Raw genomic sequence first — 18,847 nt, forward strand, 5'->3', positions numbered from 1 at the left:
GCGGGGAGAAGGCCCTCACGATGCCGCCGCGCGTGGTGCCGCGGTCCGCAGGGCCGTGTCCCGGACCGCGCGGACCGCTGCGGGGACGGCGGCGAGCAGGGCTGAGGCGCCGATGGGGGCTCCGGCCTCGGAGCGGCCGCCGTCGCCGGTCTTCCCGTGGGCGGCGAGCTCGGCGGCCAGCGAGTGGACGTGGGTGGCGTACCCGCAGGCCAGCAGGGGTTCGACACCGGCGGCGAGCAGGGCCCCGATCAGGCCCGTGAGCACGTCACCGGAACCGGCCGTGGCCGACCAGGCCTGGCGGGCGTCGTTGACCAGGACCCGCCCGTCGGGAGCCGCGATGACCGTGGTGTTGCCCTTGAGCAGCAGGAACGCGTTGCAGCTGGTCGCGATCCCACGCGCCGCCGCGACCCGGTCGGCGCCCGGGCCCTCACCGGCCAGCCGGGCGAACTCACCGGCGTGCGGGGTCAGCACGAGCGGAGCGTCGGGATCGCGCGCGTCCCACATCGTGTCGTCCTCGGCGAACAGCGTGATGGAGTCGGCGTCCGCGCACACCGGACGTCCGGACTCGAGGACGAAGCGCAGCACGTCGCGGCCGCTGGACCCGGTCCCGATGCCGGGCCCGACGGACCACGCCTGCACCCGTCCGGCATCGCCGACCGATCCGGTCGCGACGACCTCGGGCCAGGCGGAACGCACCTCGTCCGCGGCGGGCCCGGCGTAGCGGACCATCCCGGCGGTGGCGCGCACGGCGGCTCCGGTCGCCAGCACCGCAGCTCCCGGGTAGGTCGCCGAACCTGCGGCCACACCCACGACACCGGTGCTGTACTTGTCGTCCTCCGGGCCGGGGATCGGCCAGCCTTCGCCGACCTCGACGGCGTCCAGCAGCGCGAACTCCGGCTCGGGCAACTCCTCGGTGATGCCGACACCGGCCACCACGACCTCGCCCGAGCGCACCGCCCCGGCACCGAGCACGTGGCACGGCTTGAGGCCGCCGAAGGTCACCGTCAGGTCCGCCGACACCGCGGGCCCCTCGACAGAACCGGTCATCGGGTCGACACCGCTGGGCAGGTCCACCGAGACGAGGGGCACGGTCACCCGGCGCACCAGCTCGGCCGCGACGGGCCGCAGCGGGCCGCGCGCCGCCAAGCCCACGATCCCGTCGACGACCAGGTCCGCGCGCTCCAACGCGTCGGCGGCCTCGGACCCGATGCCGGCCGTGTCGGCGTTGGCGCCCTCGGCGGGAACAGCTCGCCCACCGGCGCGGCGCAGGCCCTCGAGCCCCGCCTCGTGCGCCTTGTCGGGCGCCAGCAGCACCGCCGTGACACCGGCGCCGCGCCGCCGCAGGAACGCTCCGGCCCACAGCGCGTCGCCGCCGTTGTTCCCGGCTCCCACCAGCAGCGCCACCCGCCGCCCGGCGACCCCGCCGGTGCGCTCCGTCAGCAGCCGCGCGCACTGCACGGCCACCGCGAAGGCGGCGCGCCGCATCACGGTGGGTTCCGGGACCCGGGCGAACAACCGGTGCTCGGCACTCCGAACCTGGTCAGGGGTCCACACGCCTTGCATCACGCGCCCTCTCGCCGAACCACAAGATCCGCCGACAGTGTGCCCGCCCCGGACGGCTGCGAGCCGACGAACGTCACTCGACCGTGACGGACTTCGCGAGGTTGCGGGGCTTGTCGACGTCGTACCCGCGGGCCCGGGCGATCTCCGCCGCCAGGACCTGCAGCGGGATCGTCGACACCAGCGGCTGGAGCAAGGTCGGCACGGCCGGGATGGAGATCAGCTCGTCGGCGAACGGCTTGATCTCCTGGTCGCCCTCCTCGGCGATGACGATCGTGCGCGCGCCGCGGGCCTGGATCTCGCGGATGTTGGAGACCATCTTCGCGTGCAGCAGCGCCCGCCCGGTGGGCGACGGCATCACGATCACGACCGGCAGCTTGTCCTCGATCAGCGCGATCGGGCCGTGCTTGAGCTCGCCGGCGGCGAAGCCCTCGGCGTGCATGTAAGCGAGCTCCTTGAGCTTGAGCGCGCCTTCGAGCGCCACCGGGTAGCCGACGTGGCGGCCGAGGAAGAGCACGGCCTTGGAACCGGCCAGCTGCCGCCCGAGCTCGCGGACCTGCTCGACGGTCGCCAGCGTGCTGCGCACGGCTTCGGGCATCGCGGCGAGCTCGTGGAACTCGCGCGCCACCTCGTCGGAGTACTTGGTGCCGCGGGCCTGCGCCAGGGCCAGCCCGACCAGGTAGTTCGCGGCGATCTGCGCGAGGAACGTCTTGGTGGCGGCCACGCCGATCTCGGGGCCCGCGTGGGTGTAGAGCACCGCGTCGGACTCGCGCGGGATCTGCGCGCCGTTGGTGTTGCAGATGGCCAGCACCCGGGCCCGCTGGGTCCGGGCGTGCCGCACGGCCTCCAGGGTGTCAGCGGTCTCGCCGGACTGCGAGATCGCCACGACCAGGGTGTCGCGACCCAGGACCGGGTCGCGGTAGCGGAACTCGCTGGCCAGCTCCACCTCGACGGGGATCCGGCACCAGTGCTCGATGGCGTACTTGGCCAGGAGGCCCGAGTGGTAGGCGGTGCCGCAGGCGACGATGAAGACCTTGGTGATGTCGCGCAGGTCCTGCTCGGTGAGCCGCTGCTCGTCGAGGACGACCTGCCCGTTGTCGAAGTGGCCGCGCAAGGTGTCGGCGAGCGCCTCGGGCTGCTCCTCGATCTCCTTGAGCATGAAGTAGTCGTGGCCGCCCTTCTCGGCGGCCGAGAGGTCCCAGTCCACGCGGAAGGGCTTGACCTCGACGTCGGTGCCGTCGAAGTCGGTGACCCAGTAACCGTCGCGGGTGATGGTGACGACCTGGTCCTGACCGAGCTCCACCGCGTCGCGGGTGTGCTCGATGAACGCCGCCACGTCCGAGGCGACGAAGTGCTCGCCCTCGCCGCAACCGACGACCAGCGGCGAGGAACGTCGCGCCGCCACGATCGTCCCCGGCTCGTCGGCGTGCGTCACGACCAACGTGAAAGCGCCTTCGAGGCGTCGCGCCACGGCGCAGGCGCTGGCGGTGAGGTCACCGGCGGTCGGCCCGGCCGCGTAGGCAGCGGAGACCAGGTGCGCGGCGGTTTCGGTGTCGGTCTCGCTGGCCATCTCGACGCCGTCGGCCTCCAGCTCGGCCCGCAGAGCGGCGAAGTTCTCGATGATGCCGTTGTGCACCACCGCGACGCGGCCGGTGGAGTCCCGGTGCGGGTGGGCGTTGCGGTCGGTGGGAGCACCGTGGGTGGCCCACCTGGTGTGGCCCATGCCCGCGTTGCCGGCGAACTCGGACGCCTCACCCCCGGCGAGCTTCTTCTCCAAGTTCGACAGCGCTCCCGCGGCCCGCTCCACCGCGAGGCCACCCCCACCGTCGAGCAGCGCCACGCCTGCCGAGTCGTAACCCCGGTACTCGAGTCGCCGGAGTCCGCCCAGCACCACGTCGAGCGCCTGGCGATGTCCTACGTAACCCACGATGCCGCACACGCGAGTCAGGGTAGCCATTCCGGTCGAACGGAACATGACGGAGCCCTGGTGACCCACATCGCCCAGGCTCGTCGTGGCGGCGAAGCCGTTCGCCCATCCCGGTGAGCAGGCACGCAGGAGTTCGGAGCGGCTCCGTGGCGAGCACGTCGTGGCCGTGCGGGAAGATCACGAGGAGACGTCACCGGGCGCGCGCGTGCGTGGAGATCCGCTACCGTTGTCGACCATGGCGCGCAAAGCCAAGAAGCTGCCCTCCGCGAAGCACGCGTTCGTCGAGCTGTCCCGTCGTGGCCCGCACGACGTGCTGCACGGCGACCTGGCCCTGGTCGGTCTGCCCGGGACCGTTTGCACGCCCCGCGAGGGGACGAGCCTTCCCGCGGTCGTGTTCGGGCACGGCTGGCTGCAGCCCCCACGCCGTTACCTCGCCCTGATGAGGCACCTCGCCAGCTGGGGCGTCGTCGTGGTCTCCCCGGCGACCCACCGCGGCCCGCTCGCGTCCCACCGGCTCTACGCCGAGGACATGCGCACCGCGCTGGACATCGCTGTCGGTGTTCGCCTCGGTGACGGCCGGATCAGCGTCGACGAGAAGAAGCTCGGCGCCGCCGGTCACGCGATGGGGGGCGGCTGCGCGGTCCTGGCCGCGGCCGAGGACCCGCGCATCAAGGCGGTCGCGACGCTCGCCGCCGCCGAAACCCGCCCGTCGGCCTGGGAAGCCGCCGCGCAGGTGACGGTCCCGGGCCTGCACCTCGCGGCCGACGGCGACCTGCTGACCCCGCCGGTGGCCAACGCCGAACCGATCTCGCGCGCCTGGGGCGGGCCGGTGCAGCTGCGCACCATCAAGAAGGCCACCCACCTGGGTTTCACCGAAGGGCTGCACTGGTCCCAGCTCATGCTGCACGGCAAGCCCGAGCACCACACCCAGCGCATCGCCAAGGGACTGCTCACGGCCTTCTTCCTCCGCGCCCTGGCGAACGACCGCCGCGGAGACCACCTGCTCAACGAGAACGTCAAGGGCAGCACCATCGACCAGGTCAACACCCACGGCAAGCTCGCGGCGTAGACCTGCGGCGAACGCTCCCGGACCGGTGATCGGATGCGGGAGAATCCCGCACCATGACCTCTCCGCAGCCTCCGCACGGCCAGCCGCAGCAACCCGGTCACCAGCCCGGGTATCCCCAGCAGGGGCCTCCACCGCCACAACACCCGCAGCCCGGACACCCCCAGCCAGCATCGAATCCTCAGCCCCAAGCGGGTTATCCACAGGGTTGTCCACAGCCGGGCCACCCGTACGGTCCCGGGCCGGCCGGCCCCAAAGCGGCGTACATCGCCGCAACCGTCAGCGCTGTCGCCGCGCTGATCTCGTTGCTGTTCGCGATCGGTTACATCGACGACGCGATCGGCACGATGGGGGGCATCACCGGAGAGACCAATGCGGGTGTGAACGATGCGTTGTTCTGGGTGGCGAGCTCGACCGGGACGCTGACGGCGGTGGGGATCGCGGCGACTGCCGTCCTGCTCTTCCTCCGTCACCCCTCCGCCCCGCTGCTGGGCATGATCAGCGGAGGCCTCGGCGTGATCATGATGGGTTTCCGCGTCGCGACGGCAATGCACGCGGAGGCGAATCGCGGGTCGACCACCGGTGCTTTCGACTTCGAGTACCTCGCAGTCCTCGTGCTGGCCGTCGTCGTTCTCGTGGTCGCCGTGCTGCCGCCGGTCCGATCGGCGCTGAAGCCGAAGAACAGCAGCGCGGGCCAAGGCACCGCCTCACCCGTGCAGTTTCCGGTGCAGGGGTACCAGCCGCACGCCGGTTACCCACAGCAGAACTTCCAGCAGCCACCGAACCCCCAGCAGCCAGGCGGCTACTACCCCCAGCAATGAGAACGCGGGCCGTGATCCAACGGATCACGGCCCGACACGCGTTCAGCGCAGCAAGCGCTGGTTCTCGAAGTCGCCCAGGTGCGCTGAACGCTGCCTGACCCGAGATCGGTTGCGGGAGAATCCAGCACCGTGACATCTCCGCAGCCGCCGTACGGCCAGCAACCCGGACACCCCCAACGACAAGCACATCCAGCGGGTTACCCACAGGGTTATCCACAGCCGGGCTCACCCCAGACGGGTCATCCCCAGCAGCCGCAGAACGCGGGACCCGGCCGCGTCATCGCGATCACCACCGCCGCGATCGCGATCATCGCGGGGATCTACGTCTTCTTCGACGGGTTCGACAGCCTGCGCGGAATCCTGATGTGCGTGACCGGTGGACTTGGCGCTGATTGCAGGTGGCGTCCTGCTCGTCCTCCGCCTCTGGGTGTCTCCGTTCGTCCTGCTCGGTGGCGGCATCCTCCTGCTGGGGAACCTGGTGTGGTCGACGGTGTTCCGGGTGATGACGAAGGATCCCGGCGACACGCTGGCAGAAGAGCTGTTCTCCTTCGCCGGGATCGCCACCTTCCTCCCGGGGGCGATCGTCGCCGGGCTCGCCTTCCTGCCGGTCGTGCGCGGGACGCTCACACCCAGGCCGGGTGGCAACCAGACCGCACGCCCTGTGCAGTTCGGAGGCCATCCCCAGCAAGGCGGGTTCGCCTACCCGCCTCAGCAACCGGGTTGGCCGCACCAGCAGGGCTTCCCGCAGCAGCCTGGGCAGTACCCGCAGCAGTGATGGACCGGGCCGTGACCCAGCGGATCACGGCCCGGAACGCGCTCAGCGCAACCAGCTCTGGTTCTCGAAGTCCTCGTCGTCGTCGAACGCGGGCTGCTGCCGGCGCGGAGCGGGCTTCGGTGGCGCGGGCGGTTGCGGTGCCACGGGCGGCGGCGCAGGCTGCTCGTTCCGACGACCGAACCGGCCAGCTTGGACGTTCCACGCGTTCTCCTGGGGCGGTGCCTGTTGAGCGGGGGCCGTGTAAGCGTCCGACGGGAGCTGCGCTTGTGCGGCCTGCGCGGTCGCTGTCGTGGCGGCAGTCTCCTCGACCTTGCGCTTCTGTGAGGCGTAAAGCTGCTGCGAGAACCGTTCGACCTCAGGGTCCGGGTCTTCCACCTCGGGCTCTTCCCCGACCGAAATCTCCTTGACGCCTGATTTCTCATCAGCGCGACGAAGGTATTCAGCGCGCTCTCGCACCCGAGCCAGGAGCTTCTGCCCCTTCTCCGAGGCTTCCTGCGCAGACTTGTCCGCGGCCTTCGCAGAGTCCGTCCAGCTCTGCTCCACGGAACGAACGCTCGCAGAGTTCTCCCTGACGAGGCCCTCCATCGAGTTGCGGAAGGCCTTGGCGCTCTCACTGATTCCAGTCATCGTTCCCTGTCCTCACCGAGCACGGATCGGAAGCGCACGTTGGAGGCCTCCACCCCGTCGTCGAAGAGCTGGCCCTGGGTACGCCACGGGCTGTCGTTGGTGCGCTCCTGGTCGCCACCCTGCTGACCGCCTTGGCCGGCACCCATCATGCCGCCGCCCATCATGCCGCCGCCCATCGCCGACGAACCGCCTTGCGCGTTCTGTGCACCGCCCGGCTGAGCTCCACCGCCCTCGCCACCGAGCGACGAGAGTCCGGTCGAACCCGCTCCTTGAGCCGATCCGCCCGCGGGGTCGCCGCCGAGCGAGGACAGCCCCGGTGAGCCCGGCCCCGGGGGCGCGGGAGCGTCGCCGAACAAGTCGCCCGACATGCTGGTGAAGGAGTTCTGCACGCCGTCACCGGCGGCTCCGGACGAGGCCACGCCCGCGGCCTGTGCGGTGGTCGCCGCCGGAGCACCGACCGGCGGCTCACCACCCGCAGCAGGCATGGTGGTGAACCCGCTCGTGTCAGGAGCAGGCATGGTCTGGAAGCCGCTCACCCCACCGGCTCCTGGGGGTGCGGGCGCCGGCGACCCGGGCACCGCACCCGCTGCGACGGGCTCCTCCGGCTCGACCGGCGGCGCGCCCGGCCCCGGCTGCGGCGGCTCGGCCGGGTACGGGCCGCCGACGACGCCACCGCCCGCGGGAGAGCTCGGCTCACCGAGGGTCGGGGGCTGCGTCGAGGGCTCCGGCTGGTCGCCGAAGTCGATCGTCTTTTTCAGCGGCGGTTGCCCACCACCGTTGTCGACGTTGACCTTGATCTCGCCGCCAGGCCCCTGCTCGAGGGTGATGGTGCGGTCCCCTTCGTGGATGACCGCGCGCCCATCGGGTCCCGCCTGCACCGGAATGGGCTGCGCCCCACCCGGAACGGGTGCACCCGGGGCAGGGGCACCTGGTGCGGGTGCGGGCATCGTCTGCACACCGCCGGGACCGGCTCCGGGCTGGCCCGGCATCTGACCGGGTTGGCCCTGGCCGAAGTCGACCGCGTAGGTCTTGGGCCGGCCGTCCGGCCCGATCAGTTCGACCTGGGTCTTGCCGTCGGCGCCGGGCTCCTGGACGGTCACGGCGTCCGGTCCTTCGCCGAGCGTGACCTTCTCGCCCTCCGGGCCAGGCGCTCCCTCTCCGGGCATGCCGGGCTGCGGGGGCATCTCCGGCATCTCCGGCGGCTTCGGCATCTCCGGAGCGGCCGGCATCGCGCCACCGCTCCCGGCACCCCCGCCTGCACCGGCACCGGCGCCGCCACCAGCTCCACCGCCGGCACCGCCACCACCGCCCTGCTGCCCACCGGGCTGCTGCTGTCCGCCGGGCTTCTTGTCACCGCCCTCGTCGGCAGGGCCAGGGTTCTTGAACGGGTCCTCCTCGGCCTTGCCGAGTTCGTCGTTGAGCTTCTTCCACGCCTCGTTGATGTCCTTCTTGGTCTTGTCGCACATCTCGACGAACTTGGAGGTGGTGTCCTCGACAGTCTTCGCGAAAGTGTTGCGGACGACCTTCCGACACTCGTCCTCGATCTTGCGCTTCACTTCCTCGTCGAGGTCACCGTCGCAACCCTCTTCGATGCCAACGCCCCAGATCGAGCAGGCCTTGCGCAAGGTTGTGTCGTCGTCGGTTCCGTTGGCCACGGAGATCGTGGTGTCCCAGTCTTGCGCAGCCTTCTTCCCGATGCGCTCGGAGTACTGATCGAGCTCCAGCGCCGCGTTCGCCTTTTCGCGGATCATCGACGACACCGCCTTCACGGTCTCCTCGGTCACCGCTGCGGCATCGCTGATCTTTTGGATCACGCGTTCTTGCGCGGTCGGCGTGAACTTCGACGAGAAGAAGTCCTGCGAAGCATCGGAGGCGCCACCGGTCCAGTTCTTCCACAACCCGCCGAGCTTGTCGGACATGGTCTGCATCGAGTCCCGCATGCCCTTCTCAGCCTTTTCGAGGTCCTCGATGTTCTTGGCGAACTTGTCGAAGTTCAGCTCGCGCTGCTCGTCGTAGTGCTCCTTGATCTTGTCGAGCTTCGGGACCTTGCTCTTGTCGTTGTAGTCGTTCTCGATCTTCTCGTAGAGCGGCACCCACCGCTCGAAGAACCTCAGCCCGGGCTTGCCCGCGTCGAGCAGCTCGTCCCCGGTTTTCGCGCCTGCGCCGCCGTTCTCGCCGTTCTCGGACTTGCGCTTGGCGTCTTCGAGCTTGCCCTTGCCGTCTTTGACGGCCTTGTCGTGCTCCTTCTCAGCCTTGGCAGCCTTGTCGGCGTCGCCCTTGGCGTCTTTGAACGTCTCCTTGAGGTTCTCTTCGGGAGCCGCGTCGAAGCCCTCGCCTCCGACGCGCCAAATGCCGTCGTCGTACTTGTCGAGGTACGGCTCAACCTCATCGTTGATGCCGTTACCCCAGATCTCGTCCGAGTTCTGCGCGTAGGCGAGCGCCAGCTGGCGCTTCTTCTCGTCATCGACGTTCGGGTCGTCGAGGAGCTTCTTGACGTCTTCCCACTTCGGGGCCTCTTCGCCCATCAGTTACCCCCAGACTTCCCGACGGTGTCGGCCGCGTCGGCATCGGACCAGGTGTAGCCGGAGCCGGTCTTCTCGAGCTTCCCGGCGAAGTCGTCCATGCCGTCGGCGAGGCTCGCGACGCACTGGGAGATCTTCTTCATCGCCTGCTGGTAGGGCTGGAAGTTCTCGCCGTGAGCCTTGCCGAAGTCGGACTGGCTCATCCCCATGTCGGCGATGTTCTTGCTGTGCTGGTCGCGGACGGGATCCGCCGCCGCTCGAATGCTTCCACCCACCGATGAGAACTCACCGGCGTTAGCCCCGAACCCGGTCACCCTTCCCCCTCCATCAAAGGAACCCGCCGTCGCTCATCGCGGCGCTCAAGCACAGGTTCCGACGCGAACCAAGACTCTCCGGTTCCTCATCTTGGCAGGATTGCGCGGCGGGGAGGACGAAACGGATGAGGTACTTGCATCCGCGAAGGCTCACTGCGGCGGGTGCGGGCCGTAGCCCTGCTGAGGCGGGTACTGGTGCTGCGGCGGTTGTTGCCGCCACTGCTGAGGCGCTTGTCCCCACGGCTGCGGCGGCTGTTGCTGCCACGACTGATGCGGCGACGGGTGCCCCCGCTGCAGCGGGGGCCCCGCACCCCACTGCTGAGGAGAGTGCGGGTGCTGGCCACCCCACTGCTGCGGGGGGAGAGGTTGCTGTGGCTGCTTGGTCTTCCTCTTGACCAGCACGATCACGAGCACGGATCGCTCCGGCGATCACGAGCAGCAGGACGATCCTGATGAGCGGGCGGAGCATGCCAGGCCGGAACCGCACCTCGTGCCGGAACAGCAGGTGGCCTTCCTCGTCACGTCATCGCGGTGGGTACTGCTGGTGGCCCCACGGCTGCTGGGGCGGCTGAGGCGGGTGGGCCCACTGCTGGGGAGGTTGCGGGTACTGCTGCGGCCACGCCTGTCCTGCTTGGGGGCAGCCCTGCTGAGCAGGGCGCCTGCGGAAGACCAGGAAGGCGATCAGGAATCCGATCCCGAATCCGACGGGCAGTGTGATGAGGGCGCTGAGCAAGGCTTTCCTCCGGTTCAGATGACGTCGTGCTGAACACCGCTGCGTCACTGCGGCGGTCGCGGAGGGGGGCCGAAGCCCTGCTGAGGAGGGAATTGCTGCTGCGGTACCTGCTGCCACTGCTGCTGCGGCGGCGCCTGCTGCCACTGCGGCGCCTGGCCGAAGTGCGGTGTTTGAGCGAACTGCGGTGGCTGGCCATTGCCGGACCGCTGCTTGGGGCGGAAGACCAGGTACCCCACGAGGAATCCCAAACCGCCGCCGACGACGAGTCCGATCAACAACAGCCAAGTGACCATGAGCGCTCCAGCCTCCGTCCAGCACTGATTCCCTCGCGAACCTACCGAACGCGAGGGGCCGGCGGAGCAGGGCTCAGTGCTGGAACAGGGTGGGGATGCCCCAGCTCTGCGCCATGACCACTGCGAAGACCAGCGCGCCCAGGAGCATGCACACGAGCGGGACGATCAACACCGTCCAGATGTCGCCGAGGAGGCGCATCGGAACCTCACACCTGGCGATGCTTGCGGTTGACGTACCAGGACCGGCTCTCGTGGGCCGCGTTGACGACCTTGAGACCGGTGAGCATCAGCGCACCGAGCGCGACGATCCCGACAACGAGCCCAACAGCGATGAGCCCGACCACTATGGCGACGACGATGGCACCCATGTGAGCAGGGTCTCACAAATCCAGGCTCCGTGGAGACCTGAATCACAAAGATCACCGGATAGCGGAGACGACCTTCGCCAGCCGGTCCGCGACGTCCCGGGCGCTCTGCTCGCTGGCGGCCTCGACCATCACCCGGACCAGCTGTTCGGTGCCCGACTGGCGAAGCAGGACCCGGCCGGTCTCGCCCAGCTCGCTCTCGGCCGCGGCGACCGCGGTGGTCACCTCGGGGGCGACCACGGCTGCGGCCTTGTCCTCGACGCGGACGTTGACCAGCACCTGCGGCAGCCGGCGCATGACCTTGGCCAGCGTCGACAGCGGGTTGCCGGTCGCCGAGACGCGACCCATCAGGCGCAGCGCGGTGAGCAGGCCGTCGCCGGTGGTGGCGTGGCCCGGCAGCACGACGTGCCCAGACTGCTCGCCGCCCAGCGAGTAGCCACCGGCGTTGAGCTCCTCCAGCACGTAGCGGTCGCCGACGGCCGTGGTGCGCAGGGACAACCCGTGCTCGCGCATGGCCAGGTGCAGACCGAGGTTGCTCATCACCGTCGCGACCAGGGTGTTCTCCGCCAGTTCGGCGGTCTCGTGCATCGCCACGGCGAGGATGGCCATGATCTGGTCACCGTCGACGACCTCGCCCGCGGAGTCCACGGCCAGGCAGCGGTCGGCGTCACCGTCGTGGGCGATGCCCAGGTCTGCGCCGTGCTCGACCACCGCGGCCTGCAGCACCTCGAGGTGGGTGGAGCCGACGCCGTCGTTGATGTTGATGCCGTCCGGCTCGGCGTTGATGGCCGTGACCTCGGCGCCCGCGCGGCGGTAGGCGTCGGGGGCGGCCTCGGAGGCGGCGCCGTTGGCGCAGTCGACGACGATCTTGAGGCCGTCGAGGCGGTGCGGCGCGGCGATGAGCAGGTGGTCCGTGTAGCGGCGGAGGGCGTCGGGCACGTCGCGCACGCGGCCCACGTGCACGCCGGTCGGCCGATCGACCTGCTCGCCGAGGCGCGCTTCGATCTCGTCCTCGAGGGCGTCCGGGAGCTTGTTGCCACCCGCGCTGAAGAGCTTGATCCCGTTGTCGGGCATCGGGTTGTGCGAGGCCGAGATCATCACGCCGATGTCGGCGCCCAGCTCCTTGACCAGGTAGGCCACCGCCGGAGTCGGCAGCACCCCGATGCGCAGCACGTCGGCACCCGCCGAGGTCAACCCCGCCACGACGGCGGCCTCGAGCATCTCGCCGCTGGCACGCGGGTCACGACCGACCAGCGCCACCCGGCGCCGGGAGTCGTCCCGGTCGTAGAGCACGCGGGCGGCGGCGGAGCTCACCGCCATCGCCAGCTCGGGGGTGAGATCACCGTTGGCCAACCCGCGGACACCGTCGGTGCCGAACAACCGAGCCATCAGCAGCAAGTCCTCCTCGTGTCTGCGACCGGTGGGACAAGCGTCGCACAGCCGGTCCTCGGGCACCCACAGCGTCCCACGGGCAGTCGACGGGCTGGACGACCATGATCGAACCCGATCTCGCTCACCCGTCGTTCCTGGTCACCGGGGCCTCAAACGACTGCGGGAGCAGGTCCGCCCGAGTGGGCGAACCTGCTCCCGCAGGTGGTGCTGGGGTTCGCGTCAGCGCTTGCTGTACTGCGGCGCCTTGCGGGCCTTCTTGAGGCCGTACTTCTTGCGCTCCTTCTCCCGCGCGTCACGGGTGAGCATGCCGGCCTTCTTCAGCGCCGGGCGGTCCTCCGAGTCGAAGGCGGTCAGCGCACGGGCGATGGCCATGCGCAGCGCACCGGCCTGGCCAGACGGGCCGCCACCGCGCAGGGTGGCCAGCACGTCGAAGTTCTCGAGGCGCTCGACGGTGACCAGCGGCTCCTTGATGAGCTGCTGGTGGACCTTGTTCGGGAAGTAGTCCTCGAGGGCCTTGCCGTTGAGCTTGAAGTTGCCGTTGCCCGGCACCAGCCGGACGCGGACCACGGCTTCCTTGCGGCGACCAACGGTCTGCACCGCGCCACCGGACGGAACCGGGACGGGAGCGGGAGCCGGGGTCTCGTCAGAGGCGACGGCCTCGGCCGTCTCCTGCGGGGCAGCGGTCACTGCCTCTTCCTGCTGCAGTTCGTCAGTCACTTCTCGACCTTCGCCTTAATCTCGAACGCCTGCGGGTTCTGGGCCTGGTGCGGGTGCTCCGGGCCGGCGTAGACCTTGAGCTTCTTGCCCATGGCACGGCCGAGCTTGTTCTTCGGGAGCATGCCCTTGATCGCCTTCTCGAGCAGCCGCTCAGGGTGCGAGTCGAGCACCTGGCCGAAGGACTGCTTGCGCAGACCACCCGGGTAACCGGAGTGCCGGTAGTGGAACGCCTGATCGCGCTTGTTACCGGTGAGGGCCACCTTCTCGGCGTTGATGATGACGACGAAGTCACCGGTGTCGACGTGCGGCGCGTAGGTCGGCTTGTGCTTGCCGCGCAGCAGCGTCGCGGCCTGAGTTGCCAACCGGCCGAGCACCACATCCTCGGCGTCGATCACATGCCAGGCGCGGGTCACCTCGCCGGGCTTCGGGCTGTACGTGCGCACGGGTCTACCTCGTCGTCGTTCGCGTCGGAATCTCAGTGCGGAGCCCGTCTCGATCACGCCGGTCGGTCCGCACGAGGCCTGCTCGTGGAACCGGCACGTCCGTCAGCACCGCCGCCGGGACCGTGGCTCGCTCGGCGAACCCGTTCCTCTGGCGCGAACTGCAGCCGCGCACCGCACAACAAAGAATGAGGGTACTTGGTGGCTTCTGGCCCGGTCAAAACGGGTCCTCGATTGCTATTTCGAGGTTCTGACCTGGCAGATCGCCGGAACCAGCATAGCAATGCCCGCTGGTGGCCGACGGGGACCCCGGCAAAGCCGATCGGACCTCCGCAAACGGAGATCACCCGCCGGACGCGACGATGGCCCCGGCGAAAACCGGAGCCATCGTCGCGGAAAGGCGAAGAGCAGTGAGCTCAGCCACCGAAGCGGGAGGCGTTCTTCTTCTCGCCGGCCTGGAAGGACTCGTTGGCCGCACCGACGGCCATGCCCATCTTGGCGGCGGTCTCCTGCATCTTGGCGGCCTCGGCGTCCCAGGACCGTTGCGCCTCCTGGTACGCGGCGACGGCCTCGCCGTCCCAGGTGGTGACCAGCTTCTGGATCTTGCCCTCCAGGTCGTCCAGCTCGCCCTGGATCTTCTGGGCCGCGGCCTGCAGGTCGTCGGAGGCCTGCTGCAGCTCCGCGAAGTTGACGTTGATCTCGCTCATTACCTGTCCCCTCGAATACGTCTAGATCAAGAAATGTGGAATCTGCGACACGCGGAAGGCGGGATCAGCCGTCCAGCAGGCTGCTGATCTTGGAGATCTCCTGGGCCTGCTCCTCCTGGACCTGCGCGTAGTCCTGACCCGAGGACTTCACGTTCTGCCCCAGCTCGTCCAGCTTCTGGATGATCGTCTTGCCGCTCTGCTCGTACTGCTCCATCAGCTTGCGGAAGACGTCGGCGGCAGCGCCCTTCCAGTTCTGCACCGGGCCCTCGAGCTGGCCCTGCAGCTGCTGCAGCGCCTGCTCGACGGCGTTGCGCGCCTCGTCGATGTCGACCGACGCCTGCTGGATCGCCTCGGTGTCCGCACCAATTCCAGCCATCTCTGGGTGACCCCCTTCAAACTCGGTATCAAGCTCTGGTGAACCTGCGACGCAGACATTGCCACGTCCGGTTCCCGGTTGTCCTGGATTTCTGCGCAAGCCGTTGCTGATGTGAACGCAGAACTGAGGACCCGCTGGTCACGGGGGTTTTGCGCTTGCGAAAACCTGAAATGTGACGCGGCCGAACGGAGTCCGGTCGCAATTGCCTCACCCGATGTCGACGGAACCCACGACCTGTTCGCACGCGCGAACGACCTCGTCCTTGCCGGCGGGTCCGTACTTGCACCCCACGCTCACTTTGAATTGCCCTTTGTACAGCGTGTACCACTCGACGGTCGCCTCCGGCAGCGTTTCCCGGTAGTAGACGACGTCCCGGCCGGCGAAGCTGGTCGACGGTGTGAACAGCGAGAACTCCTCGCCCGCCGCCACGCTCTTCTCGTACTCGCCGCGCAGCAGCTGCACCGCGCGGTTGCGGTCGCCGTCGGTGTCGAAGGTCAACCGGCCTTCCTCGACCGCGACCAGCGACCCCTGCGGACCGTCGGCGGGTTCGACGAGGGTCTGGAACTTCGCGGGGTCCCCGCCCACCGGGCGCCAGCCGCCCGGGTAGGCGAAGCGGTAGTCGTAGGCGGCCATCCGCTGCGCGGGCACGGCGGGGTCAGCCTGCGGCGAGGAGTCCGTGAGCAGGAGAGCCGTGGTCCCAGCGACCGCGGCGAGCAGCACCACCGCGGCGCCGACCAGCCACGGCGCCCTGCGCCTGCGCTTGAGCTTCGGCCGCTTGGTGACCGGCCGGGTGGGTTCGTCTCCGGTCATGACGACGGTCCGGGCGCGGCTGAGCGGTTCTCCCCGGGCGGCCTGCGCACTCGGCAACGGGTAGTCGCGGACGGTGGTGCCCGCCCACGTCCCCGCGGGCGCAAGACCGCCGCTGCGCTCGGGGTCCAGCCGAACGGCGCGCAAAGCGCCTCGGGCGACGACGGTTTCGGGCTGGTCGAGGGTCACCGGAACCACGCCGGTGCGCTCGTGGATCAGGCGCGCCACCATCGGGATCCGGCTGGAGCCGCCGACGAGGAACACCCCGGCGAGCTGCCCGCGCGGGACCTGCCCGTCGCGCAACGTCGCCAGCACCAGGTCGGCCGAACTGCCCAGCGGCGTCGCGATGAGCTTCTCGAGGTCGGCACGAGTGACGTGGGCGTCCGAGAACGGCGGCGGCATCGGCACGTCGGTGTAGGCGTGGCGGGACAGCGTCTCCTTGGCGCCCCGCACGTCCTGGCGCAGCACGCGCCGCCGTCGCCGATCGGGCATCTCGCGGCCCTCGACGAGCTTGCGCCAGGCGGCCGCATCGGTGCTGCCGACGAGCTCGCCGACGTGCTCCAGAAGCAGCTGGTCGATGTCGGCGCCGCCGAAGTTCGGCTCGCCCTTCGTGGCCAGGACCTGGAAGGACGCGCCCTGCTTGCGCACCACGGAGGCGTCGACCGTGCCGCCGCCGAGGTCGAGGACCGCCAGCGCACCCCCGTCGGGCAGGCCGTTGCCGGCCGAGTGGAAGACCGCCGCGGCGACCGGTTCGGGCACCAGCACGATCTCCTTGCCGAGACCGGCTGCGGCCTGGCGGAGCTCGGCGGCGCGCACGGAACCCCAGTCGGCGGGGTGGGTGAGCACGAGGAGGTCGACGGCCGCGCCACCGGCGAAGCGGCGGGCCTCACCGACCGCGCGCTGCAGCACGGCGCGGATCACGTCGCCGACCTTGAGCACGGTGCTGCCGAGCAGCAGCTCGCCTTCGTCGATGCGGCGCTTGGGGTGCGGTTCGAAGCGGGCGGGATCGACGGCGGCCTGGCGCTCGGCTTCGTGACCGACGAACAGCGTGCCGTCCGCAGCGGCGAAGACCGCCGAGGGCACCAGCGGTTGCCCGTCGATGACGACCACCTGTGGTTCGGCACCGCCGACCGAGACCACCGTGCATGTGCTCGATGTGCCGAAGTCGATCGAGACGTGCAGGGACACCCAGTACTCCATTCACCGTCGCCGAAGCGCTCGCCGGCGGCGACGTCGTCATACGGCCCGCCGTCCAGGCGGCGCCGTCCCCCCGGGTGAGCACCCTAGAGCCACCGGCCACACCCGCACCAACATCCTCCCGCGACCAACCCCGGGTCAGGGGACCGCTGCTGCGGGTCCGCGGCCCGGTTCCCCCGGCGTTCCGTGCCGGGGTGCCGGTGCCCCCCTCCTCCCTCGGACGCGGCCCGTCCCGGTCGAACGGCCGGGACGAGTCACCCGCCGAACGGCCGGGACGAGTCACCCGCGCTCCGCCCGGGAAGCCGAGGGCGGACGCTCGGGTGGCGGTGGGCTCCACCGGAGTGGTGCGCCGGGTCCACTCCTCTGCTCCGGAGGACCGCGGTGATCCGTCAACCAGCTCGGGAGTGGCCTGGTCGTGCGGTGGAACAGGGCGTCCGCTCGGTGCCGACGGGTGTCGTTCCACCTGACGCGGTGAAGGGTGGGTGCGGCCGCTCTCAGCGGGGGCGGCGCAGTGCTGCGACGAAGTCGGTCCACTGGTGCTTCGGGAACACCAGGACTTCGCCGTCGCGGTCCTTGGAGTCCCGGACTCCGACCACCTCGGGAGCGACCGCGACTTCGACGCAGTTGCCCTCGATCGCGCTCCTGCTGGACTTCCGCCAGTTGCTCAAGCCGGGTGCCATGGCGTCTCCCGTTCGTACCGCTGCGCGTAGGTGCTCAGTATTGCGCGGGACGCGTCGAAATCCGAGGTCTCGGCTCCGAGGACTTCACCGGGCCGGCACCCGCTGCACCGAGCCCCTCCGGCACGGACCCGCTCTGCGAGCTGGGCGAGGTCAGGAACGCCGCAGTGCTGCGACGAAACCGGCCCACTGCTGCTTCGGGAACACCAGAACACCGCCCTCCCGGTCCTTCGAATCCCGCACCCCGACGAACTCGGGAGTCACCGCGACCTCGACGCAGTCCCCCTCTGCTCCGCTGTGAGGTGACTTCTTCCAAACGGCCAAGTCACTCGTCATTCCGCCTCGCTCTCGTACTTCAGGAGGTACGAGTCGAGTATCGCGCGAGAGCCGGCGCGATCAGAGGCCTGAGATTCCAACAACCCGACTGAATCCACGAAGAGACTCACGTCGCCTGGTGCGTCGATGAACGCGCCTGACCGCCGAGCCTCGATGTAGACGACGGGACGAGAGCGCTCGAACTCGAACAGCACGAACGCGCCGCTCAGCCCTGCGTGCGCACCGATCGACCGCGGCAGCACACGGATCTCCACGTTGCCGGCCCGGTTCACCTCCTGAACGTGCCGAAGCTGTTCCGCCATCACCCGCGGCCCGCCGACCGGCCGCATGAACACGGTCTCGTCGATGAGGACGCGCAGCTCAACAGGGTTGCTCTGAGCGAGGATCCCCTGCCGCTTCAAGCGGATCGAAACGTGCTCGTCGACGTCGTCGGAGGGCACGCCGGACACCGTCATGATCTCCCGCGCGTACTCCTCGGTCTGCAGGAGTCCGGGGACGAGGTTGAGCTGCACGCTGGTGATGCGCTGCGCGCGTTGCTCGACGTCGAGGAGCGCGGTCAGCTGATCCGGGATCCCGCGTCCGACCTCCCACCACGCGGGCTCGCGGATCTCCCGGGCCATCGTGAGGAGGCGTTCCCGCTCGGCCCCTCGCACCTTCAACGCCTTGAGCATCGCCTCGACGCTCTCGACGCGGATGCCCCTGCGGGCGGTTTCGAGACGGCTGACCTTCGCCTCGGACCAACCGAGCAGCCGGGACAGCTCGCGTGCGGTCAGCCCGGTCGCGGATCGAGCGGCACGGAGCTCCCTCGCAAGAGCGCGTGCCCTCGGTGTGTCAGCCATGGCCACAGCTTACGAGCGCGGAAGGGCCTTGCTGACCTCCCTCTTTCGTGTAATTGATCAACCGGGCGGGCGGTGGAAATCTTGCCAGGACCAACTCACTGGGGAGTCTCGATGCTCGAATACCTGACCTACGTCTGGCGGCCGGTTCCCGGGACGCGGCACGCCTTCCCGTTCGCAGCAACGAAGCTCGCCCACGACCAGATCGCGATCGCCTACTGCGGGGTCGAAGTCGAAGCCGCGAAGCTCCACGGCCTCGACGAGATGGCCTGGATCCTCGAACCCACCTGCATGGACTGCTGGCGGCACCTCGCGGAGAACCCGCCAGGCCGGTGACCCGCCGAGCCAGCAGCGGACGA

The 18,847-nt window shown here is 69.7% G+C and carries 22 protein-coding genes; 5 read left to right on the plus strand and 17 right to left on the minus strand.

What is annotated here, in order from left to right; translation table 11 throughout:
• Nucleotides 1-15 precede the first annotated feature (15 nt).
• Both EIL87_RS24925 and glmS read right to left on the minus strand, forming a co-directional pair.
• Nucleotides 16-1,563, minus strand: a complete 1,548-nt coding sequence (locus EIL87_RS24925; protein WP_125093346.1) for an NAD(P)H-hydrate dehydratase — start codon at nt 1,561-1,563, stop codon at nt 16-18.
• A gap of 73 nt (nt 1,564-1,636) precedes the next feature.
• Complete coding sequence (gene glmS / locus EIL87_RS24930; RefSeq protein WP_125093011.1) at nt 1,637-3,499, minus strand: glutamine--fructose-6-phosphate transaminase (isomerizing); 1,863 nt, start codon at nt 3,497-3,499, stop codon at nt 1,637-1,639.
• Nucleotides 3,500-3,722: 223 nt separating this feature from the next.
• On the opposite strand from glmS, the gene EIL87_RS24935 reads away from it, so the two are divergent.
• The 3 genes from EIL87_RS24935 to EIL87_RS27180 all read left to right on the plus strand — a co-directional run bounded on the left by EIL87_RS24935 (nt 3,723) and on the right by EIL87_RS27180 (nt 6,149).
• Entirely contained in the window at nt 3,723-4,556 is an 834-nt protein-coding gene (locus EIL87_RS24935; RefSeq protein ID WP_125093012.1) for a dienelactone hydrolase family protein, read from the plus strand.
• A 302-nt stretch (nt 4,557-4,858) separates the two neighbouring features.
• The gene (locus EIL87_RS27615) at nt 4,859-5,374 is read left to right on the plus strand and encodes a hypothetical protein (protein ID WP_158628694.1); all 516 of its coding nucleotides are present in this window, start codon (nt 4,859-4,861) and stop codon (nt 5,372-5,374) included.
• 376 nt (nt 5,375-5,750) lie between these two features.
• The gene (locus tag EIL87_RS27180) at nt 5,751-6,149 is read left to right on the plus strand and encodes a hypothetical protein (RefSeq protein WP_199740603.1); all 399 of its coding nucleotides are present in this window, start codon (nt 5,751-5,753) and stop codon (nt 6,147-6,149) included.
• 42 nt (nt 6,150-6,191) lie between these two features.
• On the opposite strand, the gene EIL87_RS24950 is transcribed toward EIL87_RS27180, so the two are convergent.
• From EIL87_RS24950 to EIL87_RS24960, 3 genes are read right to left on the minus strand one after another with little or no spacing between them, the layout of a single operon-like run.
• The gene (locus tag EIL87_RS24950) at nt 6,192-6,776 is read right to left on the minus strand and encodes a hypothetical protein (RefSeq protein WP_125093014.1); all 585 of its coding nucleotides are present in this window, start codon (nt 6,774-6,776) and stop codon (nt 6,192-6,194) included.
• The gene (locus tag EIL87_RS24955) at nt 6,773-9,301 is read right to left on the minus strand and encodes a hypothetical protein (protein WP_125093015.1); all 2,529 of its coding nucleotides are present in this window, start codon (nt 9,299-9,301) and stop codon (nt 6,773-6,775) included. The genes EIL87_RS24950 and EIL87_RS24955 overlap by 4 nt, the downstream gene beginning before the upstream one ends.
• Nucleotides 9,301-9,573 carry a hypothetical protein gene (locus tag EIL87_RS24960; protein WP_125093016.1) on the minus strand — a complete coding sequence of 91 codons (273 nt, stop codon included), beginning with the start codon at nt 9,571-9,573 and terminating at the stop codon, nt 9,301-9,303. The genes EIL87_RS24955 and EIL87_RS24960 overlap by 1 nt, the downstream gene beginning before the upstream one ends.
• A 430-nt stretch (nt 9,574-10,003) precedes the next feature.
• Here EIL87_RS24960 and EIL87_RS26925 point away from each other — a divergent pair, with 430 nt between their 5' ends.
• Nucleotides 10,004-10,378 carry a hypothetical protein gene (locus EIL87_RS26925; RefSeq protein WP_158628695.1) on the plus strand — a complete coding sequence of 125 codons (375 nt, stop codon included), beginning with the start codon at nt 10,004-10,006 and terminating at the stop codon, nt 10,376-10,378.
• An 11-nt stretch (nt 10,379-10,389) separates the two neighbouring features.
• Here the strand turns inward: EIL87_RS26925 and EIL87_RS24970 are convergent, their stop codons facing one another.
• From EIL87_RS24970 to EIL87_RS25015, 12 genes are all read right to left on the minus strand, one after another.
• A complete protein-coding gene (locus tag EIL87_RS24970) occupies nt 10,390-10,638 on the minus strand; it encodes a hypothetical protein (RefSeq protein ID WP_125093017.1) in 249 nt (82 codons plus the stop codon).
• Between the two features lie 73 nt (nt 10,639-10,711).
• Nucleotides 10,712-10,837, minus strand: a complete 126-nt coding sequence (locus EIL87_RS27770) for a hypothetical protein (RefSeq protein ID WP_267898878.1) — start codon at nt 10,835-10,837, stop codon at nt 10,712-10,714.
• A gap of 7 nt (nt 10,838-10,844) precedes the next feature.
• Nucleotides 10,845-11,006 (minus strand): hypothetical protein, encoded by a 162-nt coding sequence (locus tag EIL87_RS27185; RefSeq protein WP_199740604.1) that lies wholly within the window; start codon nt 11,004-11,006, stop codon nt 10,845-10,847.
• 51 nt (nt 11,007-11,057) lie between these two features.
• Complete coding sequence (glmM, locus tag EIL87_RS24975) at nt 11,058-12,392, minus strand: phosphoglucosamine mutase (RefSeq protein ID WP_125093018.1); 1,335 nt, start codon at nt 12,390-12,392, stop codon at nt 11,058-11,060.
• 222 nt (nt 12,393-12,614) lie between these two features.
• Nucleotides 12,615-13,100, minus strand: a complete 486-nt coding sequence (gene rpsI / locus EIL87_RS24980; RefSeq protein ID WP_125093347.1) for a 30S ribosomal protein S9 — start codon at nt 13,098-13,100, stop codon at nt 12,615-12,617.
• A gap of 8 nt (nt 13,101-13,108) precedes the next feature.
• A complete protein-coding gene (gene rplM / locus EIL87_RS24985; RefSeq protein ID WP_125093019.1) occupies nt 13,109-13,555 on the minus strand; it encodes a 50S ribosomal protein L13 in 447 nt (148 codons plus the stop codon).
• A 413-nt stretch (nt 13,556-13,968) separates the two neighbouring features.
• Nucleotides 13,969-14,259 (minus strand): WXG100 family type VII secretion target, encoded by a 291-nt coding sequence (locus EIL87_RS24990; protein ID WP_125093020.1) that lies wholly within the window; start codon nt 14,257-14,259, stop codon nt 13,969-13,971.
• 64 nt (nt 14,260-14,323) lie between these two features.
• Nucleotides 14,324-14,635 (minus strand): WXG100 family type VII secretion target, encoded by a 312-nt coding sequence (locus tag EIL87_RS24995; RefSeq protein WP_125093021.1) that lies wholly within the window; start codon nt 14,633-14,635, stop codon nt 14,324-14,326.
• A 207-nt stretch (nt 14,636-14,842) separates the two neighbouring features.
• Entirely contained in the window at nt 14,843-16,642 is a 1,800-nt protein-coding gene (locus tag EIL87_RS25000) for a type VII secretion-associated protein (RefSeq protein ID WP_125093022.1), read from the minus strand.
• A 491-nt stretch (nt 16,643-17,133) separates the two neighbouring features.
• Entirely contained in the window at nt 17,134-17,319 is a 186-nt protein-coding gene (locus EIL87_RS25005; protein WP_125093023.1) for a DUF397 domain-containing protein, read from the minus strand.
• A 150-nt stretch (nt 17,320-17,469) separates the two neighbouring features.
• Nucleotides 17,470-17,652, minus strand: coding sequence for a DUF397 domain-containing protein (locus tag EIL87_RS25010; RefSeq protein WP_125093024.1), 183 nt, complete (start codon nt 17,650-17,652; stop codon nt 17,470-17,472).
• Complete coding sequence (locus EIL87_RS25015; RefSeq protein ID WP_125093025.1) at nt 17,649-18,491, minus strand: helix-turn-helix domain-containing protein; 843 nt, start codon at nt 18,489-18,491, stop codon at nt 17,649-17,651. The genes EIL87_RS25010 and EIL87_RS25015 overlap by 4 nt, the downstream gene beginning before the upstream one ends.
• Before the next feature lie 111 nt (nt 18,492-18,602).
• Here EIL87_RS25015 and EIL87_RS25020 point away from each other — a divergent pair, with 111 nt between their 5' ends.
• On the plus strand, nt 18,603-18,824 hold the full coding sequence (locus EIL87_RS25020) for a zinc finger protein (RefSeq protein ID WP_125093026.1): 222 nt from the start codon (nt 18,603-18,605) through the stop codon (nt 18,822-18,824).
• Nucleotides 18,825-18,847: the final 23 nt, after the last annotated feature.

The organism is Saccharopolyspora rhizosphaerae, assembly GCF_003931915.1.
GTDB lineage: Bacteria > Actinomycetota > Actinomycetes > Mycobacteriales > Pseudonocardiaceae > Saccharopolyspora > Saccharopolyspora rhizosphaerae.